22 protein-coding genes, 1 tRNA gene, 1 other RNA gene and 3 pseudogenes are annotated in these 24,941 nt (G+C 69.2%); 8 read left to right on the top strand and 19 right to left on the bottom strand.

The features are described 5' to 3' along the window. Together G3I40_RS39295 and ffs are read right to left on the bottom strand one after the other, a co-directional pair. Positions 1-1,286, bottom strand: a 1,286-nt coding sequence (locus G3I40_RS39295; protein WP_164559600.1) for a DNA polymerase III subunit gamma and tau, incomplete at its 3' end; no start/stop codon positions are given. 65 nt (positions 1,287-1,351) lie between these two features. Continuing rightward, positions 1,352-1,450: signal recognition particle sRNA small type (gene ffs / locus G3I40_RS39290), an RNA gene on the bottom strand. Between the two features lie 97 nt (positions 1,451-1,547). Between ffs and G3I40_RS39285 the strand changes: the two genes are divergently transcribed. Beyond that, a tRNA-Ser gene (locus tag G3I40_RS39285) sits at positions 1,548-1,635 on the top strand. A gap of 78 nt (positions 1,636-1,713) precedes the next feature. Here the strand turns inward: G3I40_RS39285 and G3I40_RS39280 are convergent. From G3I40_RS39280 to G3I40_RS39220, 13 genes are all read right to left on the bottom strand, one after another. Next, positions 1,714-2,973 (bottom strand): site-specific integrase, encoded by a 1,260-nt coding sequence (locus tag G3I40_RS39280; protein ID WP_164559599.1) that lies wholly within the window; start codon positions 2,971-2,973, stop codon positions 1,714-1,716. An 8-nt stretch (positions 2,974-2,981) separates the two neighbouring features. Further along, positions 2,982-3,224 carry a helix-turn-helix domain-containing protein gene (locus G3I40_RS39275; protein WP_164559598.1) on the bottom strand — a complete coding sequence of 81 codons (243 nt, stop codon included), beginning with the start codon at positions 3,222-3,224 and terminating at the stop codon, positions 2,982-2,984. Between the two features lie 432 nt (positions 3,225-3,656). Next, complete coding sequence (locus G3I40_RS39270; RefSeq protein WP_164559597.1) at positions 3,657-5,126, bottom strand: ATP-binding protein; 1,470 nt, start codon at positions 5,124-5,126, stop codon at positions 3,657-3,659. A gap of 2 nt (positions 5,127-5,128) precedes the next feature. Then, positions 5,129-5,965 carry a DNA primase gene (locus G3I40_RS39265; RefSeq protein ID WP_164559596.1) on the bottom strand — a complete coding sequence of 279 codons (837 nt, stop codon included), beginning with the start codon at positions 5,963-5,965 and terminating at the stop codon, positions 5,129-5,131. Continuing rightward, the gene (locus G3I40_RS39260; protein WP_164559595.1) at positions 5,962-6,687 is read right to left on the bottom strand and encodes a DNA cytosine methyltransferase; all 726 of its coding nucleotides are present in this window, start codon (positions 6,685-6,687) and stop codon (positions 5,962-5,964) included. The genes G3I40_RS39265 and G3I40_RS39260 overlap by 4 nt, the downstream gene beginning before the upstream one ends. Positions 6,688-6,781: 94 nt before the next feature. After that, the gene (locus G3I40_RS39255) at positions 6,782-8,623 is read right to left on the bottom strand and encodes an ATP-binding protein (protein WP_164559594.1); all 1,842 of its coding nucleotides are present in this window, start codon (positions 8,621-8,623) and stop codon (positions 6,782-6,784) included. Between the two features lie 551 nt (positions 8,624-9,174). Then, positions 9,175-9,534, bottom strand: coding sequence for a DUF6251 family protein (locus tag G3I40_RS39250; RefSeq protein ID WP_239092206.1), 360 nt, complete (start codon positions 9,532-9,534; stop codon positions 9,175-9,177). Next, positions 9,534-9,875 carry an RRQRL motif-containing zinc-binding protein gene (locus G3I40_RS39245; RefSeq protein WP_164559593.1) on the bottom strand — a complete coding sequence of 114 codons (342 nt, stop codon included), beginning with the start codon at positions 9,873-9,875 and terminating at the stop codon, positions 9,534-9,536. The genes G3I40_RS39250 and G3I40_RS39245 overlap by 1 nt, the downstream gene beginning before the upstream one ends. Next, positions 9,875-10,888, bottom strand: coding sequence for a DUF2637 domain-containing protein (locus G3I40_RS39240; RefSeq protein ID WP_164559592.1), 1,014 nt, complete (start codon positions 10,886-10,888; stop codon positions 9,875-9,877). The genes G3I40_RS39245 and G3I40_RS39240 overlap by 1 nt, the downstream gene beginning before the upstream one ends. Next, the gene (locus tag G3I40_RS39235) at positions 10,885-11,403 is read right to left on the bottom strand and encodes a hypothetical protein (protein ID WP_164559591.1); all 519 of its coding nucleotides are present in this window, start codon (positions 11,401-11,403) and stop codon (positions 10,885-10,887) included. The genes G3I40_RS39240 and G3I40_RS39235 overlap by 4 nt, the downstream gene beginning before the upstream one ends. Further along, complete coding sequence (locus tag G3I40_RS39230; protein ID WP_164559590.1) at positions 11,400-11,846, bottom strand: Pycsar system effector family protein; 447 nt, start codon at positions 11,844-11,846, stop codon at positions 11,400-11,402. The genes G3I40_RS39235 and G3I40_RS39230 overlap by 4 nt, the downstream gene beginning before the upstream one ends. Continuing rightward, positions 11,843-12,112, bottom strand: coding sequence for a DUF6284 family protein (locus G3I40_RS39225; RefSeq protein WP_164559589.1), 270 nt, complete (start codon positions 12,110-12,112; stop codon positions 11,843-11,845). Before G3I40_RS39225 ends, G3I40_RS39230 begins: the two co-directional genes overlap by 4 nt. A 473-nt stretch (positions 12,113-12,585) precedes the next feature. Beyond that, positions 12,586-13,302: a GntR family transcriptional regulator gene (locus G3I40_RS39220; protein ID WP_164559588.1), complete on the bottom strand. Its 717-nt coding sequence runs from the start codon at positions 13,300-13,302 to the stop codon at positions 12,586-12,588. Positions 13,303-13,359: 57 nt separating this feature from the next. On the opposite strand from G3I40_RS39220, the gene G3I40_RS39215 reads away from it, so the two are divergent. The 5 genes and pseudogenes from G3I40_RS39215 to G3I40_RS47720 all read left to right on the top strand — a co-directional run. Then, positions 13,360-14,181 carry a class I SAM-dependent methyltransferase gene (locus G3I40_RS39215; protein ID WP_164559587.1) on the top strand — a complete coding sequence of 274 codons (822 nt, stop codon included), beginning with the start codon at positions 13,360-13,362 and terminating at the stop codon, positions 14,179-14,181. A gap of 155 nt (positions 14,182-14,336) precedes the next feature. Further along, positions 14,337-15,608, top strand: coding sequence for a hypothetical protein (locus tag G3I40_RS39210; RefSeq protein ID WP_164559586.1), 1,272 nt, complete (start codon positions 14,337-14,339; stop codon positions 15,606-15,608). An 888-nt stretch (positions 15,609-16,496) separates the two neighbouring features. Further along, positions 16,497-17,381 (top strand): hypothetical protein, encoded by an 885-nt coding sequence (locus tag G3I40_RS39205; protein ID WP_164559585.1) that lies wholly within the window; start codon positions 16,497-16,499, stop codon positions 17,379-17,381. Positions 17,382-17,557: 176 nt separating this feature from the next. Next, positions 17,558-20,005 carry a helicase-associated domain-containing protein gene (locus tag G3I40_RS39200; RefSeq protein ID WP_164559584.1) on the top strand — a complete coding sequence of 816 codons (2,448 nt, stop codon included), beginning with the start codon at positions 17,558-17,560 and terminating at the stop codon, positions 20,003-20,005. A 16-nt stretch (positions 20,006-20,021) separates the two neighbouring features. Beyond that, positions 20,022-20,159 (top strand): annotated as a pseudogene (locus tag G3I40_RS47720) (sensor histidine kinase); the annotation flags it as partial. A 7-nt stretch (positions 20,160-20,166) separates the two neighbouring features. On the opposite strand, the gene G3I40_RS39190 reads toward G3I40_RS47720, so the two are convergent. After that, positions 20,167-20,382, bottom strand: coding sequence for a hypothetical protein (locus G3I40_RS39190; RefSeq protein ID WP_164559583.1), 216 nt, complete (start codon positions 20,380-20,382; stop codon positions 20,167-20,169). A gap of 196 nt (positions 20,383-20,578) precedes the next feature. Between G3I40_RS39190 and G3I40_RS39185 the strand changes: the two genes are divergently transcribed. Together G3I40_RS39185 and G3I40_RS39180 are read left to right on the top strand one after the other, a co-directional pair. Then, positions 20,579-21,184, top strand: a complete 606-nt coding sequence (locus G3I40_RS39185; RefSeq protein WP_164559582.1) for a 3'-5' exonuclease — start codon at positions 20,579-20,581, stop codon at positions 21,182-21,184. 108 nt (positions 21,185-21,292) lie between these two features. Beyond that, the gene (locus G3I40_RS39180; RefSeq protein WP_343245161.1) at positions 21,293-22,066 is read left to right on the top strand and encodes an alpha/beta hydrolase; all 774 of its coding nucleotides are present in this window, start codon (positions 21,293-21,295) and stop codon (positions 22,064-22,066) included. Between the two features lie 2 nt (positions 22,067-22,068). Here G3I40_RS39180 and G3I40_RS39175 read toward each other — a convergent pair. The 3 genes and pseudogenes from G3I40_RS39175 to G3I40_RS39165 form a co-directional block, all read right to left on the bottom strand. Next, a pseudogene (locus tag G3I40_RS39175) lies at positions 22,069-23,106 on the bottom strand (alkene reductase); the annotation flags it as partial. A 208-nt stretch (positions 23,107-23,314) separates the two neighbouring features. Then, positions 23,315-24,739: an MFS transporter gene (locus G3I40_RS39170; protein WP_239092203.1), complete on the bottom strand. Its 1,425-nt coding sequence runs from the start codon at positions 24,737-24,739 to the stop codon at positions 23,315-23,317. Continuing rightward, a pseudogene (locus G3I40_RS39165) lies at positions 24,732-24,941 on the bottom strand (hypothetical protein); the annotation flags it as partial. The pseudogene G3I40_RS39165 and the gene G3I40_RS39170, both read right to left, overlap by 8 nt.

Raw genomic sequence — 24,941 nt, 5'->3', positions numbered from 1 at the left:
GGGCCGCCGCCGGGGGCGACCGGAGCCACCGGGGCGGCGGGCGGGGCTGCCGGTGCCTGTGCGTGGGCATCGGGCCCGGGAACGTACGCCATCGCAGGACCGGGCCCCTGGCCGCCCGGCGTGAAGACGCCGCCGCGCTCGATGCGGTCGAGGCGGGCCATGACGGAGCGCTGGTCGTCGTACGCGGCGGGGAGCAGGACGCGGGCGCAGATCAGCTCCAGCTGGAGGCGCGGGGAGTTGGCGCCGCGCATCTCCGTCAGGCCCTCGTTGACCAGGTCGGCGGCGCGGCTGAGCTCGGCGGCGCCGAACGTCGAGGCCTGCGCCTGCATCCGCTCGACGACATCGGCCGGGGCGTCGATGAGCCCCTTCTCCGCCGCGTCCGGCACCGCGGCGAGGATCACGAGGTCGCGCAGCCGCTCCAGCAGGTCGGTGACGAAGCGCCGCGGGTCGTTGCCCCTCTCGATGACGTGGTCCACGACCTCGAAGGCGGCGGCCCCGTCCCCCGTCGCGAAGGCCTCGACGACGGAGTCGAGGAGCGAGCCGTCGGTGTAGCCGAGCAGGGCGGTCGCCATGGCGTACGTCACACCGTCCTCGCCGGCGCCGGCGAGGAGCTGGTCCATGACGGACATCGAGTCACGCACGGACCCGGCGCCGGCGCGCACGACGAGCGGCAGCACGCCGTCCTCGACGCGGCTGTCCTCCTTGCCGCACACCTCGCCCAGGTACTCGCGCAGCGTCCCGGGCGGCACGAGCCGGAACGGGTAGTGGTGCGTACGCGACCGGATCGTGCCGATGACCTTCTCGGGCTCGGTCGTCGCGAAGATGAACTTGAGGTGCTCCGGCGGCTCTTCGACGACCTTCAGCAGCGCGTTGAACCCCGCCGACGTGACCATGTGGGCCTCGTCGATGATGTAGATCTTGTAACGGCTGGAGGCGGGCCCGAAGAAGGCCTTCTCGCGCAGATCACGGGCGTCGTCCACGCCACCGTGCGAAGCGGCGTCGATCTCGATGACATCGATCGAACCCGGTCCGTTGCGCGCGAGGTCCTGGCACGACTGGCACTCCCCGCACGGCGTCGGAGTGGGACCTTGCTCACAGTTCAGGCAGCGGGCCAGGATGCGCGCGCTGGTCGTCTTGCCGCAGCCGCGCGGACCACTGAACAGGTACGCGTGATTGACCCGGTTGTTCCGCAGCGCCTGCTGCAGCGGGTCGGTTACATGCTCCTGCCCGATGACCTCGGCGAACGACTCCGGGCGATAGCGGCGGTACAGCGCGAGAGACGACACGCATACGAGGTTATAGGCGCCCACTGACAACCGGCCCCGCCCCACCCGGCCGGACCCGCCCCGGGAACGCAAACGCCCCCCACGCACCCGCCAGAGCCAACCTACCCTTGCTGCCTTCCGGCCCTGGGGGAGTTCAGTCAGATAGCGCCACGTGAGGGGCTGCGCCCAGAGTACATGCTCCGAGCGGGTGGAAACGAGTCCCCACCGAGCGAGCGGGAACGCGTTCGCGAGCACCCTTCAACGTCTTGTATTGTTTGCCGCGGAGGATTCGCCTAGTGGCCTAGGGCGCACGCTTGGAAAGCGTGTTGGGGGCAACCCCTCACGAGTTCGAATCTCGTATCCTCCGCCAGTGCCTCACCGGGCACTAACGTCGAAGGGCCCCACCGCGAGGTGGGGCCCTTCGACGTTCGCAGTCTCATCTACGGTCTCAACGCGCTGTGGCGGAGTCGGTCTGACCCTGGCCAGCCTCGGGCTTGGCCACCTCCCAGATGAGACCGCCGACCCGCTGCGCGACGTCGGCCAGGATGCCGCCGGTCACATGCTGGTAGCGGGCCGCCATCGCGGTGGACGACCAGCCCATGATCTGCATGACCACCCGTTCCGGCACTCCGAGGATGAGCAGCACCGTGGCGGCCGTGTGACGTGCGTCATGCAGGCGTCCGTCCCGAACCTTCGCGTCGGTGAGCAACTGCTTCCACACGTCGTAGTCGGTGCTGGGCATCAGCGGCTGGCCGGTGGGGGACGTGAAGACGAATCCCGTCTCGGTCCACTCCTGGGCGGCCCGGACGCGTTCGCGGTCCTGCTCCTGCCGGTGCAACTCCAGGAGCCGGGCCAGTTCGTCAGGGACGCCGATGACGCGGCGGCCGGCGCGCGACTTTGTGTTGGCTGTGTCCTCGTTCTTCCTGACCCGCTTCTTGCAGTAGCCGGGGGACCGTCCGCACTCGCCTCCGCAGCCGTGCAGATACTTCGGGCGCAGTCTGTTCTTCCGCACGCGCAGGATGCCCGCGTTCAGGTCCACGTCCGACCAGCGCAGGCCCAGCGCCTCACCTTGTCTGAGTCCCAGGGCGAGAGCGATGGACCAGCGCGCGCTGTTCCGCAGCTTGGCCGCTGCGGACAGGAGCCGTTGAATCTCCTCAATGTCGTACGGCTCGACCTCTTCATCCTCGATGCGGGGCGGGACCGCGAGCATGGCGACGTTCCGGGTGACGTGGCCGCGACGCATGGCGTGGTTGAGCGCCGTGCGAACCGTGCGGTGCACCTGATGGGCGGTGGCGGGCTTGCTGCCATTGGCCAGCATCTTCGTGTAGAAGCGCTCCAGGTGCTCAGGCTCCAACTTGTCCAGCCGGTGGGCGCCGACCCCGGGGATCAGGTGCACCCTGACCGCAACCTCATACCCGGCGTACGTGTTCTCGCGCACCGACGGCTTCGCGATCTCCTCCACCCAGTGGAGGAGCCACGCCTTAACGGTCCACGGGCGCCCCGGCTTACGAACCTTCCCCGCGTCCCGCTGCTTCTCCAGCTCACGAACCTTCTTGATCACCTCCCCCTCGCTGATCTTGCTGGAGACGTGACGTCGGTCAGGGCTCCCGTCGTCCCGGACGCCGACGGTCACCCGGCCATGCCAGTAGCCGTCCTTGCCGAAGTAGATGGACGACGCTCCATCAGGGCGTTTGGCGCGCTTCTCCATGGTTCTCCTTACGCGGCGTTGGACGCGGGGCGGGACTGCGTGTGGGTTTCCAGGTAGGCGCTGATGGCCTTGACGGGCACGCGGCGTAGGCGACCGATAGGCACCGTCTCTACGGCTCCGTCGCGGATGAGGGCGTACATCGTCGTGCGGCCAACAGAGAGCCGTCGGGCGGCCTCTTCGACCGTGAGCGCGAGGAGTGTGGGGTCGAACTCGGCGTCGGCGCGCGCTGTGGGCGCCTCACTGGTCGTCACGGATCAACCTCCGGGGCAGGGTGGTCTGTTGTGTCCGAGGCTGGGATTTCTGCGTCATCGCGTCTTCTGTGTCATTCATGCCGGATGACCTGCGGTTTTGCGTGACGTAGGGGGTTGGGCTGCGTCACCCTTCCGCGTCACCGATGACGTGCGTGGTGACGCAGGTGACGCACGATGACGCAGGGATAGGCCGTCTGCGTCACCCCTGTATGAGCAGGTGAGGGGCCGTTTCCGCCCTCGGGTGACGTAGGTGACGCAGCGTCTTCCTCTTAGGACAAAGAAGGGGAGTTCTGTAGTGGTGCGGGTGTCGCCTTCAGACGCGAAGAAGGAGCCGCTGCGCGGCACGTCTTAGGGCGGCGCGTTGCACCGAAAAGCAAGAGGAGCACCCCGCGCCGGGCGTGCTCCTCTTGCTTGTGGTTCGTGCGGGGCGCTTCAGAACGAGTGCTGGTGCGGGCTCGGGGCGCCGGGGCGGATCATTTCGAGATAGCGGCCCGTGTTGGTGCGCCCGGAGTCGATGAGCACGCCCCGGGCGGCCAGGGTCGGCTGGAGGCGCTTCAGTCGGTCGGAGAGCACCTTGCCGGTGGTTGGCCACCCTTTGGGCAGGGGGCGCAGCCCGTCGCCGTTGTAGAGGCCGGACAGGAGGTGCAGCCATTCCGTGGACGTCATCCGCTGCGCCATGCCCGTAGAGAGCGTCTCGGCGTGCCGGAGAACGGTCTGCGCGAGCAGGTCACCTTCGATGACGTCATCGTTCAGGTCGTCCAGGCTGGCCCGGTAGGCAGCCAGGACTCCGAACCCGGTTGCGGCGTCGAGCTGCGCACACAGGTGCGCGAAGTCCGCCATGCGTAGATCGGTTGGCGTCTCCGCCTTCACCGAGCGGACCTTGACCGTGAGGTCGAGGAGCGAGCCGAGCACGACGGGCAGCACTTCCGCGTACTCCGTCCACAGCTCCGCTTCGGTGCGCCGCACCTTGGGGCGTTCCAGGCGCAGCGGCAGGAGCCGTTCCGCGAGGTCGGGACGGATGACACCGACGTCGATGCCGGTGAGCAGCAGGGGGCGCCGGTAGCCGACGCGGAAGACGTCCCCGTCGGTGAACAGGGCCCGCTTGACGTTCTCGGCGCCGGTCACGATGCAGCACATGGCGTCGGACAGGTCCGGGGTCATGTGGGAAAGGTTGTCCAGCGCAGTGACCCATCCCGCCGATACCGCAGCGATGAGGTTCTCTTCATCCTTCGGCGCACGGCGAAGGTCTCCGCTCATGCCTTCCACGATCCGGATCAGCATCCGCCCACCCGTGGACTTACCCGCGCCCTGCGGCCCGGTCAGGAATGGCGCGGGGACCGGCACGGACGGACCGAGGCAGCCGATCAGCCACGCGATGGCCAGGCACTCGGTCTCGGCGGTGGCGAAGTTGCACAGCCGCATCAGTGCGTCGATGCCCTTGCCGTCGGTGTCCTTGGCCGGCAGGGGCAGTTCCCCCGTGAGCTGGGTGCGCCGCCACGACACCTCACAGGGATCGGGAACGGTGATCTCCCACCCGGTGGGGTGGATGCGCACGGACTGCCCGTCGTCGCGGCCCAGGTCCAGCCACGTCGCCCCGTCAAAGCCCGGGGCAACCCGGATATAGACCGGCTGCACGCTCTCGCTCAGCGCGAGCGCTTCGATCAGGTCGAGCGCTTCCTTGATGGCGGAGCCGTTGAACATGCCCTTGCCATCCCGGTACAGGCCGACCATGAGTTCCTGGCGGTGGCTGCCGGTGGTGCCCTGCGAGCGGATCGGACGGGCCACCGGGTGCCCCTTGCGCTGGGCGTACACGGTGCCGTCAGGGGTGCGGAAGTAGCGGAACCGCTCGCGGGCGTAGTCGGTGATGACCTCGCGGGCCGGAGTCTTGTCGTCGTCAGCCACGGTCACACTCCCAACGTGATGCGGGCATTGGTCCAGGCAGTCGAGCAGTGCCGGGCGGTCTCGCCCTTGGCCTGCGCGGCGGCGAACAGCCGCGCGATGTGGTCCTCGGTGAGGCAGCCGCAGCGGCCGTGCTTGGACAGCACCGCCAGGAACGTGCGGTACACGGCGTTGTGCACGCTGCTCGTGGCCTCCGTGATGCGCTGCTCGGCCATCGCGAGACCGCGTTCCAGGAAGACCGGCGTGCGATGCGGGCACTGCCCGCCGCCGTCCGGAACTGGAGCCGCAACGGTCTGCGGTGCGGGCCGGGCCGACGTCGGCTTGTCCACCAGGGCACGGACCTCGTTGGGCAGGTCCGCCATCGGGCCGGAGCCGGAGCCCAGCCAACGGGCGTACGCCATGTTGGACTTCACGTCCACGCCGGGCCGCACGCCGTTCGCGGACGGCATGGCGCCGAGGTAGAGCCAGTGCTGGCCCCGGGTGGTGGGCACGATCCGGGTAGCGGGCAGATGCTCGCGAGCCCACGCGATGGCGTCCGCGTCGTCCAGGTCGACGACGGTCAATCCGGCGCCGCCCGGGTGGTAGGCGACCGTGCTCGCGTGCTGCCAGGCACGCTGCCAGGGAGCGGAGTTGATGACGCCCGGGTCGGTGGTCGCGGCGGCCCACGCGTGGCACGGCTCGGGGCAGGTGCAGGGGCCGGGGGTCTTCATGTTCGGCCGGCCGCCGCACGCGTTGCCGGTGCAGGGTCGGCAGTTGCCGAACGGCATCTTCCCGACCCGCAGCGGCAGGACCGGCACCCCCGTCGTCGCGAGGTCGAGCGCGGTGCGCAGGTGCTCCCTCATGCCGCCACCCCCAGCGTGCGGGCGGCGAGGAAGGCGCGGCCGATGTGCTCGGTGTAGGCGGGCGGGATGGCTTCGGTCAGTTCCTCGCGTACGTCGGTCCAGTCGATGCCGAGCGCGGCCTGAAGCTCCGGCACGGACGGCTTGCCGCCACCGTTGCCGTACGCGGCCACGTACGGCCCGTCGTAGAACTTGCCGTGCCGATAGCCGCGCACCCGACCCCGGTGCGGGACGTGGGCGGGCTGCTCGATCGTGCAGCCGACCGCTTCGAAGTTGCGGTGGCGGATGACGCCGAGCCCGAACATCTCGCCGCACAGGGTGAGATCCTTGCGGATCTCGGCTTGCCCGTTGGGCTGCTCGATCACGTACGGCAGCCCAGTCCGGTCGAGCAGGTCACGCATCGGCGCCACGAGGTCCACGTGCGTGCCGCCCCATCCGCGCGAGCGGTTGGTGCCCACGGTCAGGGTGGCCTTGGCCTGGCACGGCGGTGAGGCGTGCACGAAGTCGTACCGCTCGATCTCCCCCGTGGTGATCAGGCTCGCGAGGTATTCGAGTGCGTCGCCCCGGTGCCAGGTGAAGGGGTAGTTGGGCCGGTCGGCGTGGTCGCAGCCGTGGACGCGGAAGCCGGCGCGTGCGTAGCCGGTGGCGGCGCCGCCGGCGCAGGAGAACAGGTCCAGCAGTAAGGGCCGCTGGTCTACTCGCCGAATGTCGGTGGGTTGGGTCATGCTGGAGGTCTCCAGTTCGTGAGCGTGCTGGATTGGCGGCGGCCCCGGTTCTTGGTCGGATGGGGGCCGCCGTTGTCGTGCAGGAAAGAGGCGGTCAGGCAGCCTTCTGGCCGGTCAGCAGACGCCCGTCAGCGGAGCGGTGCAGGTCTCCTGCCGTGACGAGCGCCTTGATCTCGCGGGAGACGGTGCCCTTGTTCAGGCCCGTCGCGTCCGCGACTTCCTTGGCCGTGCGGGACCCGCCCTGGACAGCGCCCAGAACCTTGTCGCGGTTGGACGCGATGCCGGACGGGTCGGTGTTCTTGACCAGCCGCAGCGGCGCGGGCGCCTCCCCCACCGGGGCGGGCGGCCCGGGTGCCCAGATGGACTTGGGCAGGGTGCGCACCCCGGCGTCGTCGAGGGTCCAGGTGCGCAGCATGCGCGGCCCGTAGCCCTTGAGGTAGCCGTGGCCCCGGTACTCGCGGCCCTCGGGGATCTGGTGCGGGGCGTAGTGCGCGCAGTCGTCCAGCGCGACCTGCGCCTGAGTGGTGCCGGCAACCCGCAGCGAGAAGCGGGTGAGCAGGTTCGGCGCGATCAGCTTGTGCACCCCCGGGGCGGACCCATCGGTGAGCGGGTACTGCGTCGCCCACCACAGCACGACCCCGCGCGAGCGACCGAGCGAGGACAGCTCAATCAGCCGCTGAAGACGCTCCTTGTCGCGCTGGATCAGCGCCAGGATCACCTGTCCCTCGTCGATGACGACAGTGAGCTGACGGCCGTCCCACACGCTGATGCCGCGCTTCTTCATGGCGTGCTTGCGGCGGGTCATCTCCGCGTGGCTCTCGTCCACCGCATCGGTGATCTCGCCGCTCTCCACGGCCGTGCGCAGCACCGGCTCCCAGACGTTGGCCTCTTCGCCCTTGCCGTCGATGAGGACCACATCACCGCGCAGGTGGGCGGTCGCGATCAGCGGCCGGAACGACCACGACTTGCCGGTACCGGATGCGCCGGAGACCAACAGCCGCTCATCGAAAGGGATCAGCACCTCATCGCCGGTCTCGGTGTCCAGGCCGAGGCTCATCATGGCCGGGTCGGTGGGGATGAGGTCGGGGGTCCACAGGGAGGAGACGCCTGCGGCGGCCGAACGCGTCGCCAGCGTGAGCACGGCCCAGCCCTTCCGCGAGGCGGACGTGATCCGCATCCGCAGAGCGGTCCGGGCACCGATCAGGGCACCGATCGAATCGGCCTTGTCGGCCAACGTCTTGACCGTCCACGTGCCATCCAGGCGGATCTCACAGCGGATGCCGCCCGGCTCGATCGCGGGCGGCGTGGTCACCGTTCCCGACAGACCGCGATCCGGGGCGTGCTCGACCCAGTACGACGGGTCAAGCCGCTCCAGGAGCTGCCGCTCTTCCAGAGACAGCGACTCATCCACAACGACGCGCGTCTTGCGGCGGCCGAGCGCGAGACCGGCCACGTTCGCCCCGACCAGCAGCGCGGACGTGGCGGCCGGCCACAGCGTGAGGTGCTGCGTGGACATGAGCGCGGACGCGATCGCACTGGGCACGGCGTGCATCGAATGCACCTGGATCGCACGGGCTTTGAGCGTGGTCGGGTAGTTCACCCGCGCCTCTTTGAGCTTGGACCGGGTGTCGCGCTCGTGCGCGGTGGCTGCCTTGGCCGCGACGCGCGCGGCACGACGGGACGCAGCGAACGGGTTGTTCGTCGCGGCCCGCGCGGTGAGCTTCTGCGACTTGGCCGTCGACAGCGTGGACCGCGCGGCGTTGTGCTCCTTCTGCGCAGCCATGAGCGCCTTCAAGTGCTCGGAGGTGCGCAGCTTGTTGCGGCGGTCGGCCTCCAGGTCCCAGCGCACCGCGAACGGAGCACACAACGGGGAGACCGAATCCAGGGCCGCAGTGGTGGTGTTGGTCGTACTCGACCATGCTTGCTTCCAGTCCACGAGAGTCCTCCGAGACAAGTGGATGAGGGCCGGTGCGCCGTTGCGTGGCGTCACCGGCCCGACCGAGTTGCAGGCATCGGTGCGGCTGGTTGCGTCAACCGCGCCGGTTGACCCCCTGCAACCACTTCTGACCTGCGAAGTTGCAGAGTTGAGCGGTGGGGAGGGGTGGGGGCCCTACGCGCCCGCGCGCGAGGAGCGGGCGAAAAGAGGGCCGTACAACCCCCTGGCGGCCCTGTGGAGAGCCGCCCAGAGGGCCGGGGGTCAAACCCCATCCGCAGGGGGTATGCGGCGCCCTATGGGGCGCCTGCGGGTTTCGTCCGCCCCGACGGAATGGGGGATTAATGGCACAGCAACCTTGGATGGCAGATCGGCTCAGGGTGGCTCTGTGGTTCGCCGGTGCCGTGGCTGCGTTCGGTGTGATCGGGCTGGTGCTATCCACCCTGGGAGCGCCGCCCACGCTCACGTGGGCGGCAGCCACCGGGGCCGCCGTGGCGGGCGGCTGGGCCGGTAATCGGCTTATGGAGCGCTACATCCAACGCCGTTGACGCAGGTCACCTACGGTCACGCCGCCCAGACCGGGGAGCGCTGACCGCGCGGACGACGGTGACGACGCCCCAGCCGAGGATGAGAACCATGAAGGCGAGCATGGCGAGGTTCGCGGCGATCGCGGTGAGCACGCCCACGAGGAGCGGGCCGAAGTAGACGCCGGCCGCGACCGCCCCCGCGCCGACCCCGGAGCCCAGCGCCATGCGCTGCACCGTGCGGTCTGGGGCGGCCTGGTGGATGTGGACGACCTGCGGGCCGTTGGGCTGCTGGGGGGCGGGGAGGTTGGCGGGGTCGGTGTAGACGTGCTGGCCGTTGGGGAGCTGGATCACGGTCATCGGCCGCTGTACGGGCAGGTTGTTCTCCATCACGCACCCTCCGGGGCGTTGTCGGGGAAAGCGCAGGTCACACACATGCCGAGCGTCGGCGGGATGACGTATCCCGCGTCGCGTCGGCACTGCGGGCAGATGCGGCGGGCGGTGTTCGCCCGCTGAAGGGCCGCCCACCGGCGCGGCGTCATCGGACGCACCGGCAACGCGCAGTCGACGCGGTAGAGGTAGGCGACCAGCGGGCCCCGACGACGCCGGGGTCGCTCCAACTGCGCCGCCACCTCCTGACCACCGGGCCGCAGACCGAGCGCGCGGAGCTGACGACGGGTCGCGAACCCATCCGGCGCGAGGTGCCACCGGTAGACGGGAAGGGTGGCCATCACTGGCCGCCCGCGATCGCGAGATCAGCACGGCGGCCCGCATCGGGGGCGCGGTGCTCGGCGTAGCGGGTCGAGACCCAGCCGACCGACCAGCCGGACAGCTCGGCAGCCTGCCGCACCGGCAGACCCGACTCACACGCGGCGGCCACGATCCGGCGCGCCAACCCTTCCTCCAGCCGCTCGCCGGCCGGTTCGCGGTCGAGGAGTTCGGCGCGTTCACGGGCCGCCTGCTCCTGCCGCTCACGCTGTTCACGCTCGACCTTCAGCGTCTGCTCGCGGCGTTCCGCTTCGGCCCGCTCGCGAGCCTGGCGTTCACGCTCCCGGGCCTCTTGTTCACGCTGTTCACGCTCGCGTTCACGGCGTTCACGGGCAGCCTGCTCGGCAGCCTGCTCCCGCTCGCGCGCCTCGCGCTCCTCACGCCGTGCTCGCTCTTCCCGCTCGGTCTGTTCACGGGCCAACCGTGCTTCGTGGTCGCGCTGTTCACGGACCAACTGCGCGGCGTGCTCGCGCTCCTCGCGCTGATCGGCACGGGCCCGCTCGGCGCGATCGCGCGCCTTCTGCTCGCGCTCTTCCCGCTCGGCTTTCTGCGCGGCCTCCAGCGCGGTCACCGCGCGTGCGATGGCGCGGCGGTAGGCCAGTCCGGTCTCCGCTGTGACGATCAGCAGTAGCGGCGCGACCGAGTGGACAGCCATTCCCACCAGGTCTTTCTTCAACGCGGAGTCGGCCGTGTTCAGGGCCAGCGTCATCAGACCGGTCATCCACCGCAGCGCGATGGGCCACCGGCCACCGTGCCCACCTAGCCGGGCCAACACGTCGTCCAGCTTGACCACAATGACCACCGCCGCATCCACCACCAGCGGGAGAATCGGAGCCGTCCACGCCCACCGCTTGGCGGTGTGGTCGGCCATGAGCGGGGTGACGGTGAGGACGCTGTAGAGCAACGCGCCGAACACGATCAACCACGTCCCGACGTTCAAGGCCTTCTCGGCTGAACGGACATGAACAGCGTTCACGCCGCACCCCCGAGCGCTTCAGGAACCGCCCCCAGCGTGCCCCGGAACCCGCGCGCGCCAGCGTCGTACCTGAACACCGCGAGCAGCCATTCCGCATCCGCCCAGAACCGCTCAGCCGGCCTCCACACCGCGTCGGCGCGCACGCCGTGCGTGGCGGTGTCGGCGCAGGCGTCCTCACGACTGCGGTAGACCATGCGCGGGGTGCCGTAGTGCAGCAGCACGAATACCGCCCGCCCCGGCTCCCGGGCGTCGGCCAGCTCCTCACGCAGGCGCCGCAGCTCGATCTGACCGAGCAGCACCCGCTGTTCGGCCGTGCTCGCCTCCTTGACCGCGTGGCCCAGAAGGAAGCTCAACTCATCGGTGGTCGCTTCGGCTCGACCTGTGCGGTCGATGGCGTCGGCCAGTTCCCGCGCGGAGCGGTCCCGTGCTTCACCGGCCCGCCGGGCGCGCTCGAAGGCGGCGTGTGTGTCGGCCTCCAGCAGCGCGAGCCGCTTCCTGGTGACGATGCGGATCATGCGGCACCCCCGAACGCGAGAACCAGCGTGGCCACGATGAGCAGGCCGCCGCCGATGCGGGTCAGGTCGATCGCGCGTCGCAACGCGGTGAACTTGATGACCGCGATGCGGGACAGTCCCGCAATGTCGGCTGCGGTGTCCGTGTTGACCGCCTCCCGGATCTGCTCGGCCGTGAGCGTGGCCCACAGCGGGAAGCCGTGGCGGCCCGACAGGTTCGGGCGGACCGAGGACAGCAGCAGCGCTGCCGCCGCGACCAGCACAGCGATGCCGGCAAGTCCGGGAATCAGCGCGTAGGGGGTGAGCGGTGCGTCCTTGCCCGCGCTCCACACGCCGGCCAGAACGGCGCCGATGAACGCGAGCAGCAGACTCGCTTTGCCGTCGGTCCGCGTGATCTCCGCCTTCACCTCGGCGTGCGCGTCGGACAGGCTCCGAACGGCGCTCATGCGGCACCGCCCGTCCGGCTGTCCGTGCCGTTGAGCTGGTCGCGGTGCGCGGCCAGCAGACGCCGGCGGGCTCGGCGGATGCGCCGGGCGTCCAGCTCGGTCGGCGTGCGGTCGATGACGATGATCTGCGCGTCCAGCAGGTCCAGCTCCGCGCGGATGACGGGCATCTCCGCGTCGATGGCGTCCAGCTCCGCGTTCGTGGGCTCCATCGAGTCGAAGCACTCGGCGGCGGTAACAGCTTCCTGAGCAGTGACGATGTGAGTCATTGGGTCGTGTCTCCCTAGCAGTTGGTACGGCCCGAACAGCGGCCCCGGGTCTAGCCACCCGGGGCCGCGCGCCGTTGAAGTCGGTGAATCCGGCTCCCCTCAGCGCTGCTCGTACGAGACGAGCAGCGGAGGCAACCGACGCAGCCGATGAGCTGCGAAATGCCGTGATGGTGCGATGTCTCCTTCGGGAACACGAGCTCCCGTTACAGGCGTATGGAGACGTGGCCTTTCGGCCTAAGCCCTCCGGACTGCCAAGGGGTCCGGGTCCCTCGCCCCCGCCGAAACGGGGCCTCATGACCCCCTTGCGGGGGCCCTTGGCGTTGCATTCATAGACTGGACCGGTGGACCGGTCCAGTCAAGCGATGAAATCGGAGTTGTCGAGTAGGTCTGAGAGTTTTTGCAGGTCAGGACGTCTGATTGGGCATCAAAAAAGCTGGACCGGCGGACCGGTCCAGCTAAATGTACTTCTTGCCCTACATCGCGTAGGTATCCACCTGTTCAAACAGCGCCGCAGGCGTGACGCCCTCCTCGCAGACCAGCGGTCGTCCCTCCTGGTCATGGGCTGTATGAAGCAGGACGGCAACCGCACTTCCCTCATCAACCGCTAGCCGTTCCGCCTCAACCTCCGTAGCGAGACGAACGGTTGTGATGTCGACCCCCTCCGCAGGGAAGCGCCCGGTCTGACGCCGGACATAGCGTGTCGTGCCTTCGGCGATTGGGGCTGTGTCGGAGAGCCGGGGTGCTGCCTCTCCGATCTCAGGCGGGAACCACGCTTCGACACAGCTATTGGGACTGCCGTCCGGAAGTTGCAGCACCCTGACGCGACGGAGAGCCTTAACGCCGGGTGCGAGCCCAAGCGCAGTGGCGACGCGTGCGGGGGGCTCGGCCCAGTCGGGGGCTCCGACCCGAAGGAACGGCATCCCGCCCAAGATGCGCGCCGATCCGGCCCGCCGGGCGCCGGCGGGCCGTGCCACGGGGGTTTCCGTGACCACGAACCCGGTCCCCTGCTTGGCCACGACGACACCGTCGTTCCGGAGCACGTCCACGGCCTTGATGGCAGTGGCACGTGACACGCCCCACTGTTCGGCCAAGTCTCGACCGGATGGGATCACCTCACCAGGGGCATACTCACCTGCGGCGATGCGGGTCCGAAGTGACTCGGCGATCTCTTCGTACTTCAGAACAGCCATTGGCTTCCCCTACCTCGCACGCTGGACTGGTCCACCGGTACACACGATACTGCGGGCATGTCGAATCTCGAATTGGCTCCCTCCGTGATGCGGTTCTACGGCGAGACAGTGAACGAGGACAGCCGCTTGCGCAGCTCGGCAGACGGGCGGATGGAGTTGGCCAGAACTCAAGAGCTTCTCCGACGGTTTCTGCCTCTCGCGCCGGCCCGCGTACTAGACGTTGGCGGGGGGACTGGGATTCATGCCGAGTGGCTGGTCAAGGACGGCTACGACGTGAAGTTGGTTGACCCAGTGCCCCGGCACGTTGAGCACGCATCGGCCGTGTGCCCCGCGGTCGTGGGTGACGCCCGCGACCTCCAAGAGCCTGACGCCACCTACGACGTAGTACAGCTCCTCGGGCCGCTGTATCACCTGCCGGAGGCCGAGGACCGGCGAACCGCTCTCGCGGAGGCGGGGCGAGTGGTGAAACCGGGCGGGCTGGTCGCAGCAGCGGCTATCAACCGTTATGCCTCGCTCTTCGAGCACGTGACATACGCCCACCTCCACACTGAGCGAATCCGTGACTCTGTCTCCAAGATTCTTGAGACGGCCGTCTATGACGGCGTGCGGGGGTTCACCCTGTCCTACTTCCACAGGGCGGAGGAGTTGGTCTCGGAGCTTGTGGCGTCGGGGCTGACCGACGTGCAGGTTTTCGGCATCGAGGGACCCGCGTGGTCGCTGGTAAAGACAGCCGAACAGCAGCCCGGCGAGGGGCCCACTCAAGAGCTTCTTGACTCCGCCATGGAGGCAGCGCGCATGGCGGAGCCCTACCCGGAGTTGCTCGCCGCGAGTTCGCACCTGTTGGCGGTGGGGCGGGCACCTGCGCTCGCGTCCGCCTGACAGTTTGCGGGACAGACAAGTCTTGTGCTCCATTTGCAATAAATCACCCGATTCAAGCAAATACGGCAAAAGATTCCATTCCTGGCAAATTATTACATTGCACGTAAGAGCGTAAATGGGTCGGCGTGGGTAGGCGACCTATCTATCCTCTTGATATGACTGATTCTGAGCCATGCCCCATGCCGACCGCTCATAAGCGGCTAATGGATTGTCATGCGATGTGGCATGCGATGTCGGCTACCTATATGGAGCCCGACGATTTTCGCATGCACCTGAATTCACTTGTCCAGGGGTTGCGGAATGTAACCTTCATGATCCAGAAGCAAAAGGCTGAACTCCCGGACTACGAAGAGTGGTACACGAATTTCGTCAGGGACGTAACCCCTAAGCCGCTGATGCGATGGGCTGTTAAATCTCGAAACAGAATCGTCAAGGAATCCGATCTTGAGCTGCTTAGCGAGGCTAAGATTCGCTGGGTGGCGAACTGGATCACCAAAGAAGAAAGGAAGTTCACGTTCCCTCCGCGGATGTCGTCGCAACAGATGCTGGCGGCGATTTTCTCGGACCCCGGTAACCCGCGAGTGGGTGTTGTTACCGTCTCTCGCAGATGGGTGGACAAGGCTCTTCCTGACTATGAGTTGCTTCACGCGACTAGGGAAATCTTCATTGAGTTGAGCAGATTGCTCTATGCCGGGCACGCTGCTGCTGGCGTCGAATCTTGCGCAATGGACAGCAGAGATCCGGCGTGCGTAACTTCGAATATCAGTGTTCATCCGCTACTTTGCATGGACATCAACTCAGCCCTCCGACAAGAGCACGTCGACCTCGAAGATGGTTTTGGGATCAGTGAAGTGGTGCACTCCATCACGCGCGATGAGCGCCAAGTGGAGAAGGCGAATAAGCGGTACGGAACGTTTTCCGTGACCGCCACCGGACCCATTGAGGCCGCACCACAGTTGATGAAGTCCGCTCAAATGGTAATGCTCAAGGACAAGAACCACATGCCTATGGTGTGGTCATATCGAGACGGGAAGATCGTTGATATGATCTCTCCCAACTTTTTTGACCAGAACGGCAAGTATTTGATGTTCCATCGACTTGCAGATCGCGTGGAAACATTGCGGGCGGATGGGGTCGTTCTGGTGATTGAGGCATGGTGGGCGCCGGACGATAAGCGCGACGCGCAAGGTTTGCCAATCCCTCCTCGGGATCGCGAGGACCGGCAGGAAGTCCTTCACGTGGCAGCTGCTACTCGGGCCGGTGAGCGCGTGTCCCTGCTCAGCCCCTTCAGCAGAAGCGAGTCAGGAGAGATCGTTTTTGGGGAGACCATCTCAGGCCCGGATGAAGACGCAGGCCTGAGCGCGCTCGGTCCCTTCCTGCCGATCTTCGAAAGATGGAAGCAAATGGACGAGAGGGGCGAGCGCTAGCCGGATGGTGACGTGACATCAGTGGTTGACATCAACGGTGTCGTACAACAGCGGACGGTTGCAGCCGAGAGGCGAGGCGCACAGCACCCGCCTACGGATCAGAAGGTTGCAGCTTCACGTCGCGCTGAGTCGGTGACTAACCAGGCCCAACGCAGTCTCAACCGCAGTCTCATCCGGGTGCGTTCGTGGGCGTTCAGCAGCGGATCAGCGACGCTCGATCCCCCGCCGCCGAACTGCCCTGAACAGCCACGAACGGGTCCCTGCAGAGTTGGAAAGCGTGTTGGGGGCAACCCCTCACGAGTTCGAATCTCGTATCCTCCGCCAGTGCCTCACCGGGCACTAACGTCGAAGGGCCCCACTGTTCGCAGTGGGGCCCTTCGACGTTCGCGGGCTGCAGTTTTGGTTGCAGTCGGTTCGGACGGAGCGTCACAGCGGCACTCGGTTCAACCACTCACGCCGGGAAGCCGGCCCGGCGCTCCTCGCCCCGGAGGGCCGGTGGGCCGAAGCACCAGAACTCGCGCGAGACATCAGGGACGTACTCGATACGCTCGGCGACGAGCCTTCCCTCTGCCTCGGAGACGACGCCGCAAGATTTCGCGCATCACTCCCGCAGTAAACTCCTCCGCCTTCGCCAGGCGCCTCGGCTCTTGTCGACCACGTTGTCTGGAACGCCTCATTGCCAAGCGTGCCCGCCTGGGCTTGCTCCTGCTCGGCCGTGATGTCGATGGTGCCGGACAGGTCGAGCGCGGCGATGGATCCGGTGACCGGGAGCGTCGCCGGATCGCCAGGGCGAGGTCAGCGTCACGCCACGATTGACCAAGAACCCACGACTCACGAAAACGCAGGTGGCGTAGAGAAGGCCCTGACCATCTACGACGGGACCTACCAATGACGTACGACTTCCTCGCTGTGGAACCTCTCAGCAACGAGGCCGTCGCCGAGGGACTCGCCCGCTGCTTCGGCCTGTCCGTCGAGGACGTCGACGTAGCCGACGAGCACACCGATCAGGACCTCCGGAACTGGGACGCCCCGATCCTGTGCGAGAAGACGACGGTTCGTGGTGACGTGACAGCGTCTCTGGACATCTACGCTCAGGAAAGCGTCCAGTCACAACCCGGAGAGCCCGATCTCGCCGCCGCGTTCGCCTGTGCGGTCCAGGGTGTGGTCCTCTATCCGGCCGAGGAGATCCTGCCCAGTGCCTACTGGCTCGCGGCGGACGACGGCACGGTCACCCGGGTCCGTCTCCTGGTGACGGACGACGAGGACTTCTCGTACGCGATCGACGCGGTTGAAGCGCCCGTGGCACGTCTCCCGCAGGCAGCGGTCACCCGACTGCCGGAGATCGTGCGCGAACAGCGGAAGCCAACTCCGTTCGCTGATCGCTTCGGTGACCTTCTGAGCACCCTCGGCACGGGCAACGGCGACGTGCCGGGCGCACTGCTATGGCGGGCCAGGGACTGCCTGGGCGCGTGGGAGGAGTTGGTCCGCACGATGGGGGACGGCTGGGGTCCTGCGGGCTGGTACCCGGCGGAGCTCTACCTCGAACGGCTCGAAGCGCGAGACGAGCTGGAGGCAGTCCAACAGCAGCTGACGCCTCAAGCCGTCGAGTTGCTGAAGCCGGCCGTAGAGCCCTTGGACGAACGGTTCGAGGAACTGACGGTCCAGGACGACGCCTGGGTGGCCGAGCTCACTCAGTCGGCGAAGGCGGGCCTCACCACGTCCGAAGGCCAGGGCCTTTGGTGGCAACGTCGCCCGGACCCACTCCCCTGGTAGACGCCTGGTGCCCGATGTGGAGAGCGAACCGTGGTGACGGTTTTGGTCTCGCCCGGAAGCTGGGGCCTCGAGCATTTTGATGAGTGGGGGATCTTCGCCCAGGGATGCGCCATCCTGGAACCGGCGGCATGCGCCTGTGCCGTCGCGACGCTCTCCCGTTCACAAGGTGCCTCTGCATGAACTCCCGATCGCCGCTGGTGACATGGCTGCGTGGCCTCGACCGCGCTCGGCTGGCACGCGTGCTCGAGATGCGGAGAGACGTCGCGTCCCCGCCGGAGCCTCGCTCGGTGGGGGAACTGGCGGACCGTCTTCAGCGCCCGGGGTCGGTGGCGCACGTCCTGCCGCGGCTTGCGCTGCCGCACCTGGAGGTGGCCGAGGCGGTGGCGGCGCTGGGGGCGCCCGCGTCGCGGGACGCGCTGACGGCGCTGCTGGGGGTGGTGGGCAACGGGACCGCTCGTGAGCTGGACGCATCGCTGGAGGCGCTGGCCGATCACGCGCTGGTCTGGCCGGACGATGCGGGGACGCTTCACATGGCTGAACCCCTGCGGCAGGCGTGGGACGCACCACTGGGGCTCGATGCTCCGCTGGAACAACTGCTCGCGAGGTCAGCCTCCGAGGAACTGCGCCGGATACTGGCGCAACTAGGCATCAAGCCGCCGGCCACCAAATCCCAACGGCTGGCCGCGCTGGTGCGACACCACAGCGATCCGGTGCGGGTGACCGCGCTGGTCGCCAAGGCGCCTGCGGCCACCCGGGAGTTGCTCGCGCGCCGAGCCGAGGCCACTGCGGGGGAACCGGAATTCACCATGTTCGGCGCCCCTGGGTCCGACCGCGGGACGGGCGAGCGGTGGGCATGGGAGCGGGGACTCCTCATCCCGGACCCTCACGGCTACGGCCAGACCCGCATGCCGGCCGAGGTGGCGCTCGCGCTGCGCGGACCTGGCTGGCACGCTCCGTTCCACCCCGCACCGCCGTCCGTGCCACTGGTGCCCGTCACCTCGCCAGAGGTGAACCACGAGGCGTCGGTTGCGGCCACGGTCTTCGGAGCGCATGCCGCGGCGGTTCTGTCGGTCTGCTCGGCGAGCGCACCGGCCCGGCTGAGGTCCGGCGGGGTCGGGGCGCGTGAACTGGCCCGGATCGGTAAGGCCGCCCAGGTGGACGACGCCGTCGTCCGCCTGACGCTGGAGATCGCGTACGCCGCCGGGTTGTTGCGACGGGACGGCGATCGCGTGGTTCCCACCGAGGCGTACGGCGCCTGGACGGAACTGGAGCCCCCGGAGCAGTTCGCCCTGCTGCTGCGGACCTGGCGGGACCTGCCGCTCACCGCCACCCGAGCACGCGACGAGGACAACAGGGCGCTCCCTGCCCTCGCGGGAGCGCCTCCCTGCGAGGACTGTGTGCGAACCCGCCACGGGATGCTGGCCGCCTTCGCGCAGCTGCCGGTGGGGCGGGGTGCACGGATCGCCTCGGAGTTGGGACCGCTGATCGGCTGGCTCCGCCCGCTCGCCGAGTCCCCGCCCCAGGACTCCGTCCCGTTCGCCACCGTGATCCAGGAGGCCGAACTCCTCGGCGTGATCGCTCGCGGCGCCCTGTCGGACCTCGGTGCGCACGTGCGGGTCCACGACGCGGAGGGGCTCGGTGCCGAGTGCCGACGGCTGCTGCCCACGGCCGTCACGACGGCCCGGATCGGCGCCGACCTCACCGCCGTCGTCACCGGCACGCCGTCCGCCCGGCTCTCCTCTCTCCTGGACTCCGTCGCCGACCGGGAGGCCAGTGGCGCGGCGTCGCTGTGGCGGTTCAGTTCCGCGAGCATCCGCCGCGCCCTGGACGACGGTCTCGATGCCGAGGGCATCCAGGCAGAGCTGGCCGCGGTTGCGGGCAGCCCGCTGCCGCAGCCGCTGTCGTATCTGATCGCCGACACCGCGCGCGGCCACGGGCGCGTACGGATCGCTCCGGCCGCCTGCGTCCTGCACAGCGACGAGCCCGCCCTGCTGGCCGAACTGGCCGTTCATCGCGGGCTCGTCCGGCTCCGGCTGCGGCACCTGGCGCCGACGGTTCTGGTCAGCCACAGCCCGCTCGACACGACCCTCGCCGCGCTCCGGGCCGAGGGGTTCGCCCCGGTCGCCGAGACGGACGAGGGTGTGGCGCGCGTCGACAGGCTCCCGCCGCAGCGGGACGCAGCGCCCGCCGCGGCTCCGCTTCCGTCTCCAGGCGGTATCCGCACCGGAGCGAGCGGCCGTATCGGCGCCGCCCGCCCGGCCCGGCAATCCGACGCCGTCGAACCGGACGACTTGGCGGCCCGGCTCCTTGCGGCACCGACGACGATTCCCGATCCGGCGCCGTTCGACGGAGGAAGGCCGTTCGCCTCGGACACCGAGGAGATCGTCGCAGGGGGTGCGAAAGGCCTGCGTTACAGCGACGTCCGTCAGCTCGCCCACGCCATCGACTCGGGTCGGGCCCTCACCATCGAGTACGTCGCCGCCTCCGGCCGGCGGACCGTGCGCACCCTGAGCGATCTCACGCTCGACCCGCCCTTCCTCGAAGCCTGGTGCCATCTTCGGGACGCCGAGCGCGTCTTCACCCTGTCCCGCATCCAGAGCGTCATGCCCGAAGAGAGCTGGTGACCTCGAGAGACCTGGTGACCTCGTACGCACCCGCCGGGACCTGGCCGCCACCGAACCGCGGGCCGGGCGCCTCGCGCAGTGGCGGCGGCTGTCCTCCGAGATCCACGACACTCTTGCGCGGGGCCTGTTCAGGCAGCAGATGCTGCCGCAGGCCGAACGGCTCACGGGCTGCTGGAGCGTGAGACGCCCTGCGCGACCTGGCCCACCAGGTCCACGACGCCCTGCCCGAAGTCCGTGGGGGCGAGGAGCAGGCCGAACACCGTCACGATGGCCACGGTGAGCCACTGGTCACCCCGGCTGCGGGCCTGCACGCGGCGGCGTATGCGGACGTAGATGATGACGGCGAGCAGCACCGCCACATTGAGTGTGAGGATCATCGGGCCCGCCTTGCGCACGCCCACTGTGTCCCCATGACGGAAATCCCTCCCGGCCAGGTCGCTCGGCATATCCCCGCGCAGGACGTATGACAGCACGCGCCCATGACGGCATGTAAGGGCGCAGGTACCGAGGGCGATGGGTTTTGGACATCGGTGCGTGTTGCCGGTCCCGGCGACCGGCTGGAAGGCTGCGGGGGTGTCCACCTTCGTCGTGTTCGACCTTGAGTTCACCTCGTGGCCCGGGGCCCTGGAGCAGGGCTGGGGCGCGGCGGGGCAATTGCGGGAGATCGTGCAGATCGGGGCGTTGCGGCTGCGTGAGGACTGCTCCGTCGTGGAGGAGTTCGAGACGCTGGTGCGGCCCGTGGTGAACCCGCGGCTGGACGCGTACTTCACGGGGCTCACCGGGATCTCCCAGGAGGCCGTGGACGCGCAGGGCGTCGCGCCGGCCCGGGCCCTGGGGGACTTCCTCGGGTTCTGCCAGGGGCAGTCCGTGCTGTCCTACGGCAACGACATGGTCGTACTCGGCGAGAACATCGGCTGGGCGCGGGCCAAGGGCGAGGAGATCGAACACAGCTTCCTCGACGCCGCCTTCGTGAACATCCGCCCCTGGGTGAACGCCCTCGCGCCACGGACCGCGGACGCGAACGTGGGCCGCCTGTGGAGCGTGCTCGGGCTGCCCACGCCCGGCGAGGGGCAGGAGCATTCAGCGCTGTTCGACTGCTACTCCTTCGCTGCCGCGCTCCGGTATCTGCGCGGCCGGGGTGCCGTGCTGCCCCCGGGGTGCGGTGGCGCCCCGCGCTGAGCGGTCGCGGCGGAGCGGCTTCCGCAGGAGCGGATTCGCAGGAACAGATCAGGAACAGATCAGGAACAGATATGGACTGGACCCGGCGGGCCACGGGCCTGAGGATCTGTGGCCGTGAGCACTTTTCTTCTTCTCCACGGATGGCAGAACCGTCGGCCCGAGGGGCACTGGCAGCACTGGCTGGCCCGGGAGTTGGGCCCCGACGGCGCCAGGCACGAGGTTATCTACCCGCAGCTTCCCGAACCCGACCACCCCGAACTCGACATGTGGGTCGGGGAATTGGCGACCCGGCTCGATGGGCTCCGCTCGGCCGTCGTCGTCTGTCACAGTCTCGGGTGCCTGGTGTGGCTGCACGCCGTGGCGCGGGGCGTCGTGCCCGCGGGGTCCGTCGAGCGGGTGCTCCTGGTGGCGCCGCCGTCGGCGTCGTTCGTCGCCGCGCACCCGGAGATCGCCGCGTTCGCGCCGCCCGCCCCGCAGCGCGCACAGGGCGTTCCGGTGCGGATCGTCGCGAGTGACGACGACCCGTGCTGCCCCGAGGGCGCCCTCGCCGCGTACGGCCGGCCGCTGGGGGTCGACACGGACGTCGTCGAGGGCGCGGGACACCTGTCGCTCGGCGACGGTTACGGGGTCTGGCCCGCGGCGCTCGCGTGGTGCCTGGAGCCGGAGACGGCTCGCTTCGGGAGGGCCGCGGGGGCCGGTTCGCCCGGGGACTCCGGTTCGTTCACGGACTCCGGTTCGCTCGGGGATTCCGGTTCGTTCACGGACTCCGGTTCGATCACGGACTCCGGTTCGCTCACGGACTCCGGTTCGATCACGGACTCCGGTTCGATCACGGACTCCGGTTCGTTCGGGGACTCCGGTTCGTTCGGGGAGCGCGTGTAGCGCGGGTAGTCCGTGTAGCCCTCCGCGCCGCCGACGTACATCAGGAACTCGTCGCGTACGGGATTCAGCGGTGCGCCCGTGCGCAGCCGCTCGACCAGGTCGGGGTTGGCCAGGAACGGGCGGCCCAGGGCGATCAATTCGGCTCCTGCGGCCAGGAGTTGCTCGCCCGCCGCGACCGGGGTGCCGGAGGCCGGGTTGGCGATGAGGGTGCCCGGCCAGGCGGCGCGGATGCCCTGGAAGACCGGGTCGGACGGGTCCGCGTACACGAGGTGCAGGTAGGCGAGGGGGCCGACTTCCTTCAGGGCCTCCACCAGGGCCGGGTAGAGCGCCGCCGTGTCGTCCTCCTCGATGCCGTTGACCGTCAGGCCCGGCGAGAGGCGCACGCCCACCCGCTCCGGGCCGATCGCCGCCGCAACGGCCCGCACGACCTCCACCGTGAAGCGGATCCGGTGCGCGACCGGGCCTCCGTAGGCGTCGGTGCGGCGGTTGGTGTTGCCGGCCAGGAACTGGTGGAGGAGGTAGCCGTTGGCCGAGTGGACCTCTACGCCCTCGAAGCCGGCGTCGATCGCCCGGAGGGCAGCGGCCGCGAAGTCGGCGATCGTCGCGTCGATCTCGTCGACATTCAACTCCCTGGGTATGACGGAGGGTTGATGGCCCGTCGTGGTGTGGATGCCGTCCGGGAGCGGGACCGGCGACGGGGCGAGCGGGGTGTGGCCGCTGTTCGCCGGGTGGCCCACGCGGCCGCCGTGCTGCAACTGCAGGAACATCCGGCCGCCCGCCGCGCGCACCTCGTCCGTCACCCGGCGCCAGCCCTCCTCGTGGGCGTCCGTGTGCAGGGCGGTGATGTTCGGATACGTGCGGCCGACGGCGTTCGGCGTCGTGGCCTCGGCGATGATCAGGCCCGCGGTGGCCCGCTGGGCGTAGTACGTGGCCATGAGCGGGGTCGGCGTGCCGTCGGGCAGGGCCCTGTTGCGGGTCATGGGGGCCATGACCAGGCGGTTGGGGAGGGCGAGTCGGCCGAGGTGGGTGGGGAGGAAGAGGGGGTGGGGGGCGGGGCTGGCGCCTGTGGTGGCAGTGGTCGTGGTGGCGGTGACTGTGGTCGTGACGGCCGTGGTCGTGGTCTTGGTGGCCGTGGTCGTGGCGGTCGTGGCGGTCATGGTTGTGCTCCTTCTGCGGGGGCTGCGGACGAGTTCTGCTCATGCGGGGCGTTCATGCGGGGTGCTCACGCGAGTTGCTCATGCGGGCCGCTCACTCGGGCCGTTCCTGAGGGGGAAAGCCGTGGTTGCGGGACCTCAGGACCAGCACCAGTACCGGCGCCAGAAGCAGCAGCACCATCCACGGGAACGAGCCCGAACCCGCCACGTCCAGCAGCACCCCACCGGCCACGCCGCCGCCCGCCATCGCCACGTTCCACAAGGTCACGAGCATCGCCTGGGCGGCATCGGCCTGTTCGCCGCCCGCCCGGCCCGCCGCGGTCTGCAACAGCGTCGGGATGCCGCCCCAGCCGAGGCCCCACAGCGCGGCGGCGACGTACACGAGCGGCGTGCTCCCCGCGAACAGGGCGAGCAGCGCGGCGGCCGCGGCGACCAGGAGCGTGCCGGCGACCGTGAGCGCGCGCAGCCGGTCGTGGACCCGGGCGCCGACGATCCAGATGCTCAGCAGCGACGCCGCGCCGAACACGAGCAGGATCACGTCGGTGGAGCCGCCCAGGCCGAGGTCGTCGAGGAACGCGGCGACGTACGCGTAGAGGATCGTGTGCGCGAGGACGAACACCAGCGTGACGGTGAGGACTTGGGGCACACCCGGTACGCGCAGGGCGTGCCGCATCGGGGTGCGGGTGGCGCGTTCCTGACCCGGGTGGTCGGGGACGGCCAGCCGGATCCACAGCAGGAGCACCACGGTCAGCGCCGTCATCGCCAGGAACGCGGTGCGCCAGCCGAGCGCCGTGCCGAGGAAGGTCCCGGCCGGCACGCCGAGCGACAGCGCCATCGGGATGCCCGCCATCGCGATCGCCATGGCCTTGCCCTCCAGGCGGGGCGGGGCGAGGCGGCGCGCGTAACCGGCCAGCAGGGCCCAGGCCAGCCCGGCCGCGACACCGGCGACGAAACGGGCCGTCATCGTCAGGGCGTACGAGGAGGAGAGCGCCGTCACCGTGTTGGCGGCGGCGAAACCCGTCATCGCCGTGAGCAGGAGCCGGCCGCGGCGCCAGCCCGCGGTGGCGGCGGTCAGCGGGATCGCGGTGAGGAAGGTGCCGACCGCGTAGACCGTGACGGTCTGGCCCGTCGCCGACTGGCTCGCGCCGAGCGCTCCGCTCATCGCCGGGAGCAGGCCCGCCGGGAGGGTCTCGGTGAGGCTGGTGACGAAGACGGCCGTGGCCAGGGCGAGGAGGGCAGGCAGGGGGAGCTTGTCGCGGTCGCGGGGGGTTCGGCTCTCCGCAGGTCGACGCGTGCCGGTGCCGGTGCCGCCCTCGGTGCCGGTGCCGGTGCCGGTCCTGGTGTCGGACCCGCCGCCAGTCCTGGTCTCCGTGCCGGTCCCGGTGTCGGACCCGCCGCCAGTCCTGGTCTCCGTGCCGGTCCCGGTGCCGGACCCGCCGCCAGTCCCGGTCTCCGTGCCGGTCCCGGTGCCGGACCCGCCGCCAGTCCCGGTCTCCGTGCCGGTCCCGGTGTCAGACATGTCGTGTGCCTCCAAGGGGATCGCCCGCTGCGTCCGTGACGTCCACGGGGAGTTCGGAACCGCTGGTCAGCGGCGCTTCCATCGCGAGGAACAAGGCCGCGCGCGCCGCCTCGTCCGCCGAACCGCGGCGCTGCATCTGGTCGTCGTCGTGGCCCCCGGCGACCGTGTTCACGCGCACTCCGCGCGCCGCCGCCTCCCGGGC

The organism is Streptomyces sp. SID14478 (genome assembly GCF_010548525.1).
Taxonomy (GTDB): domain Bacteria; phylum Actinomycetota; class Actinomycetes; order Streptomycetales; family Streptomycetaceae; genus Streptomyces.
The sequence above is the reverse complement of the archived record's forward strand: the minus strand, read 5'-3'. Positions and strand labels throughout refer to the sequence as shown.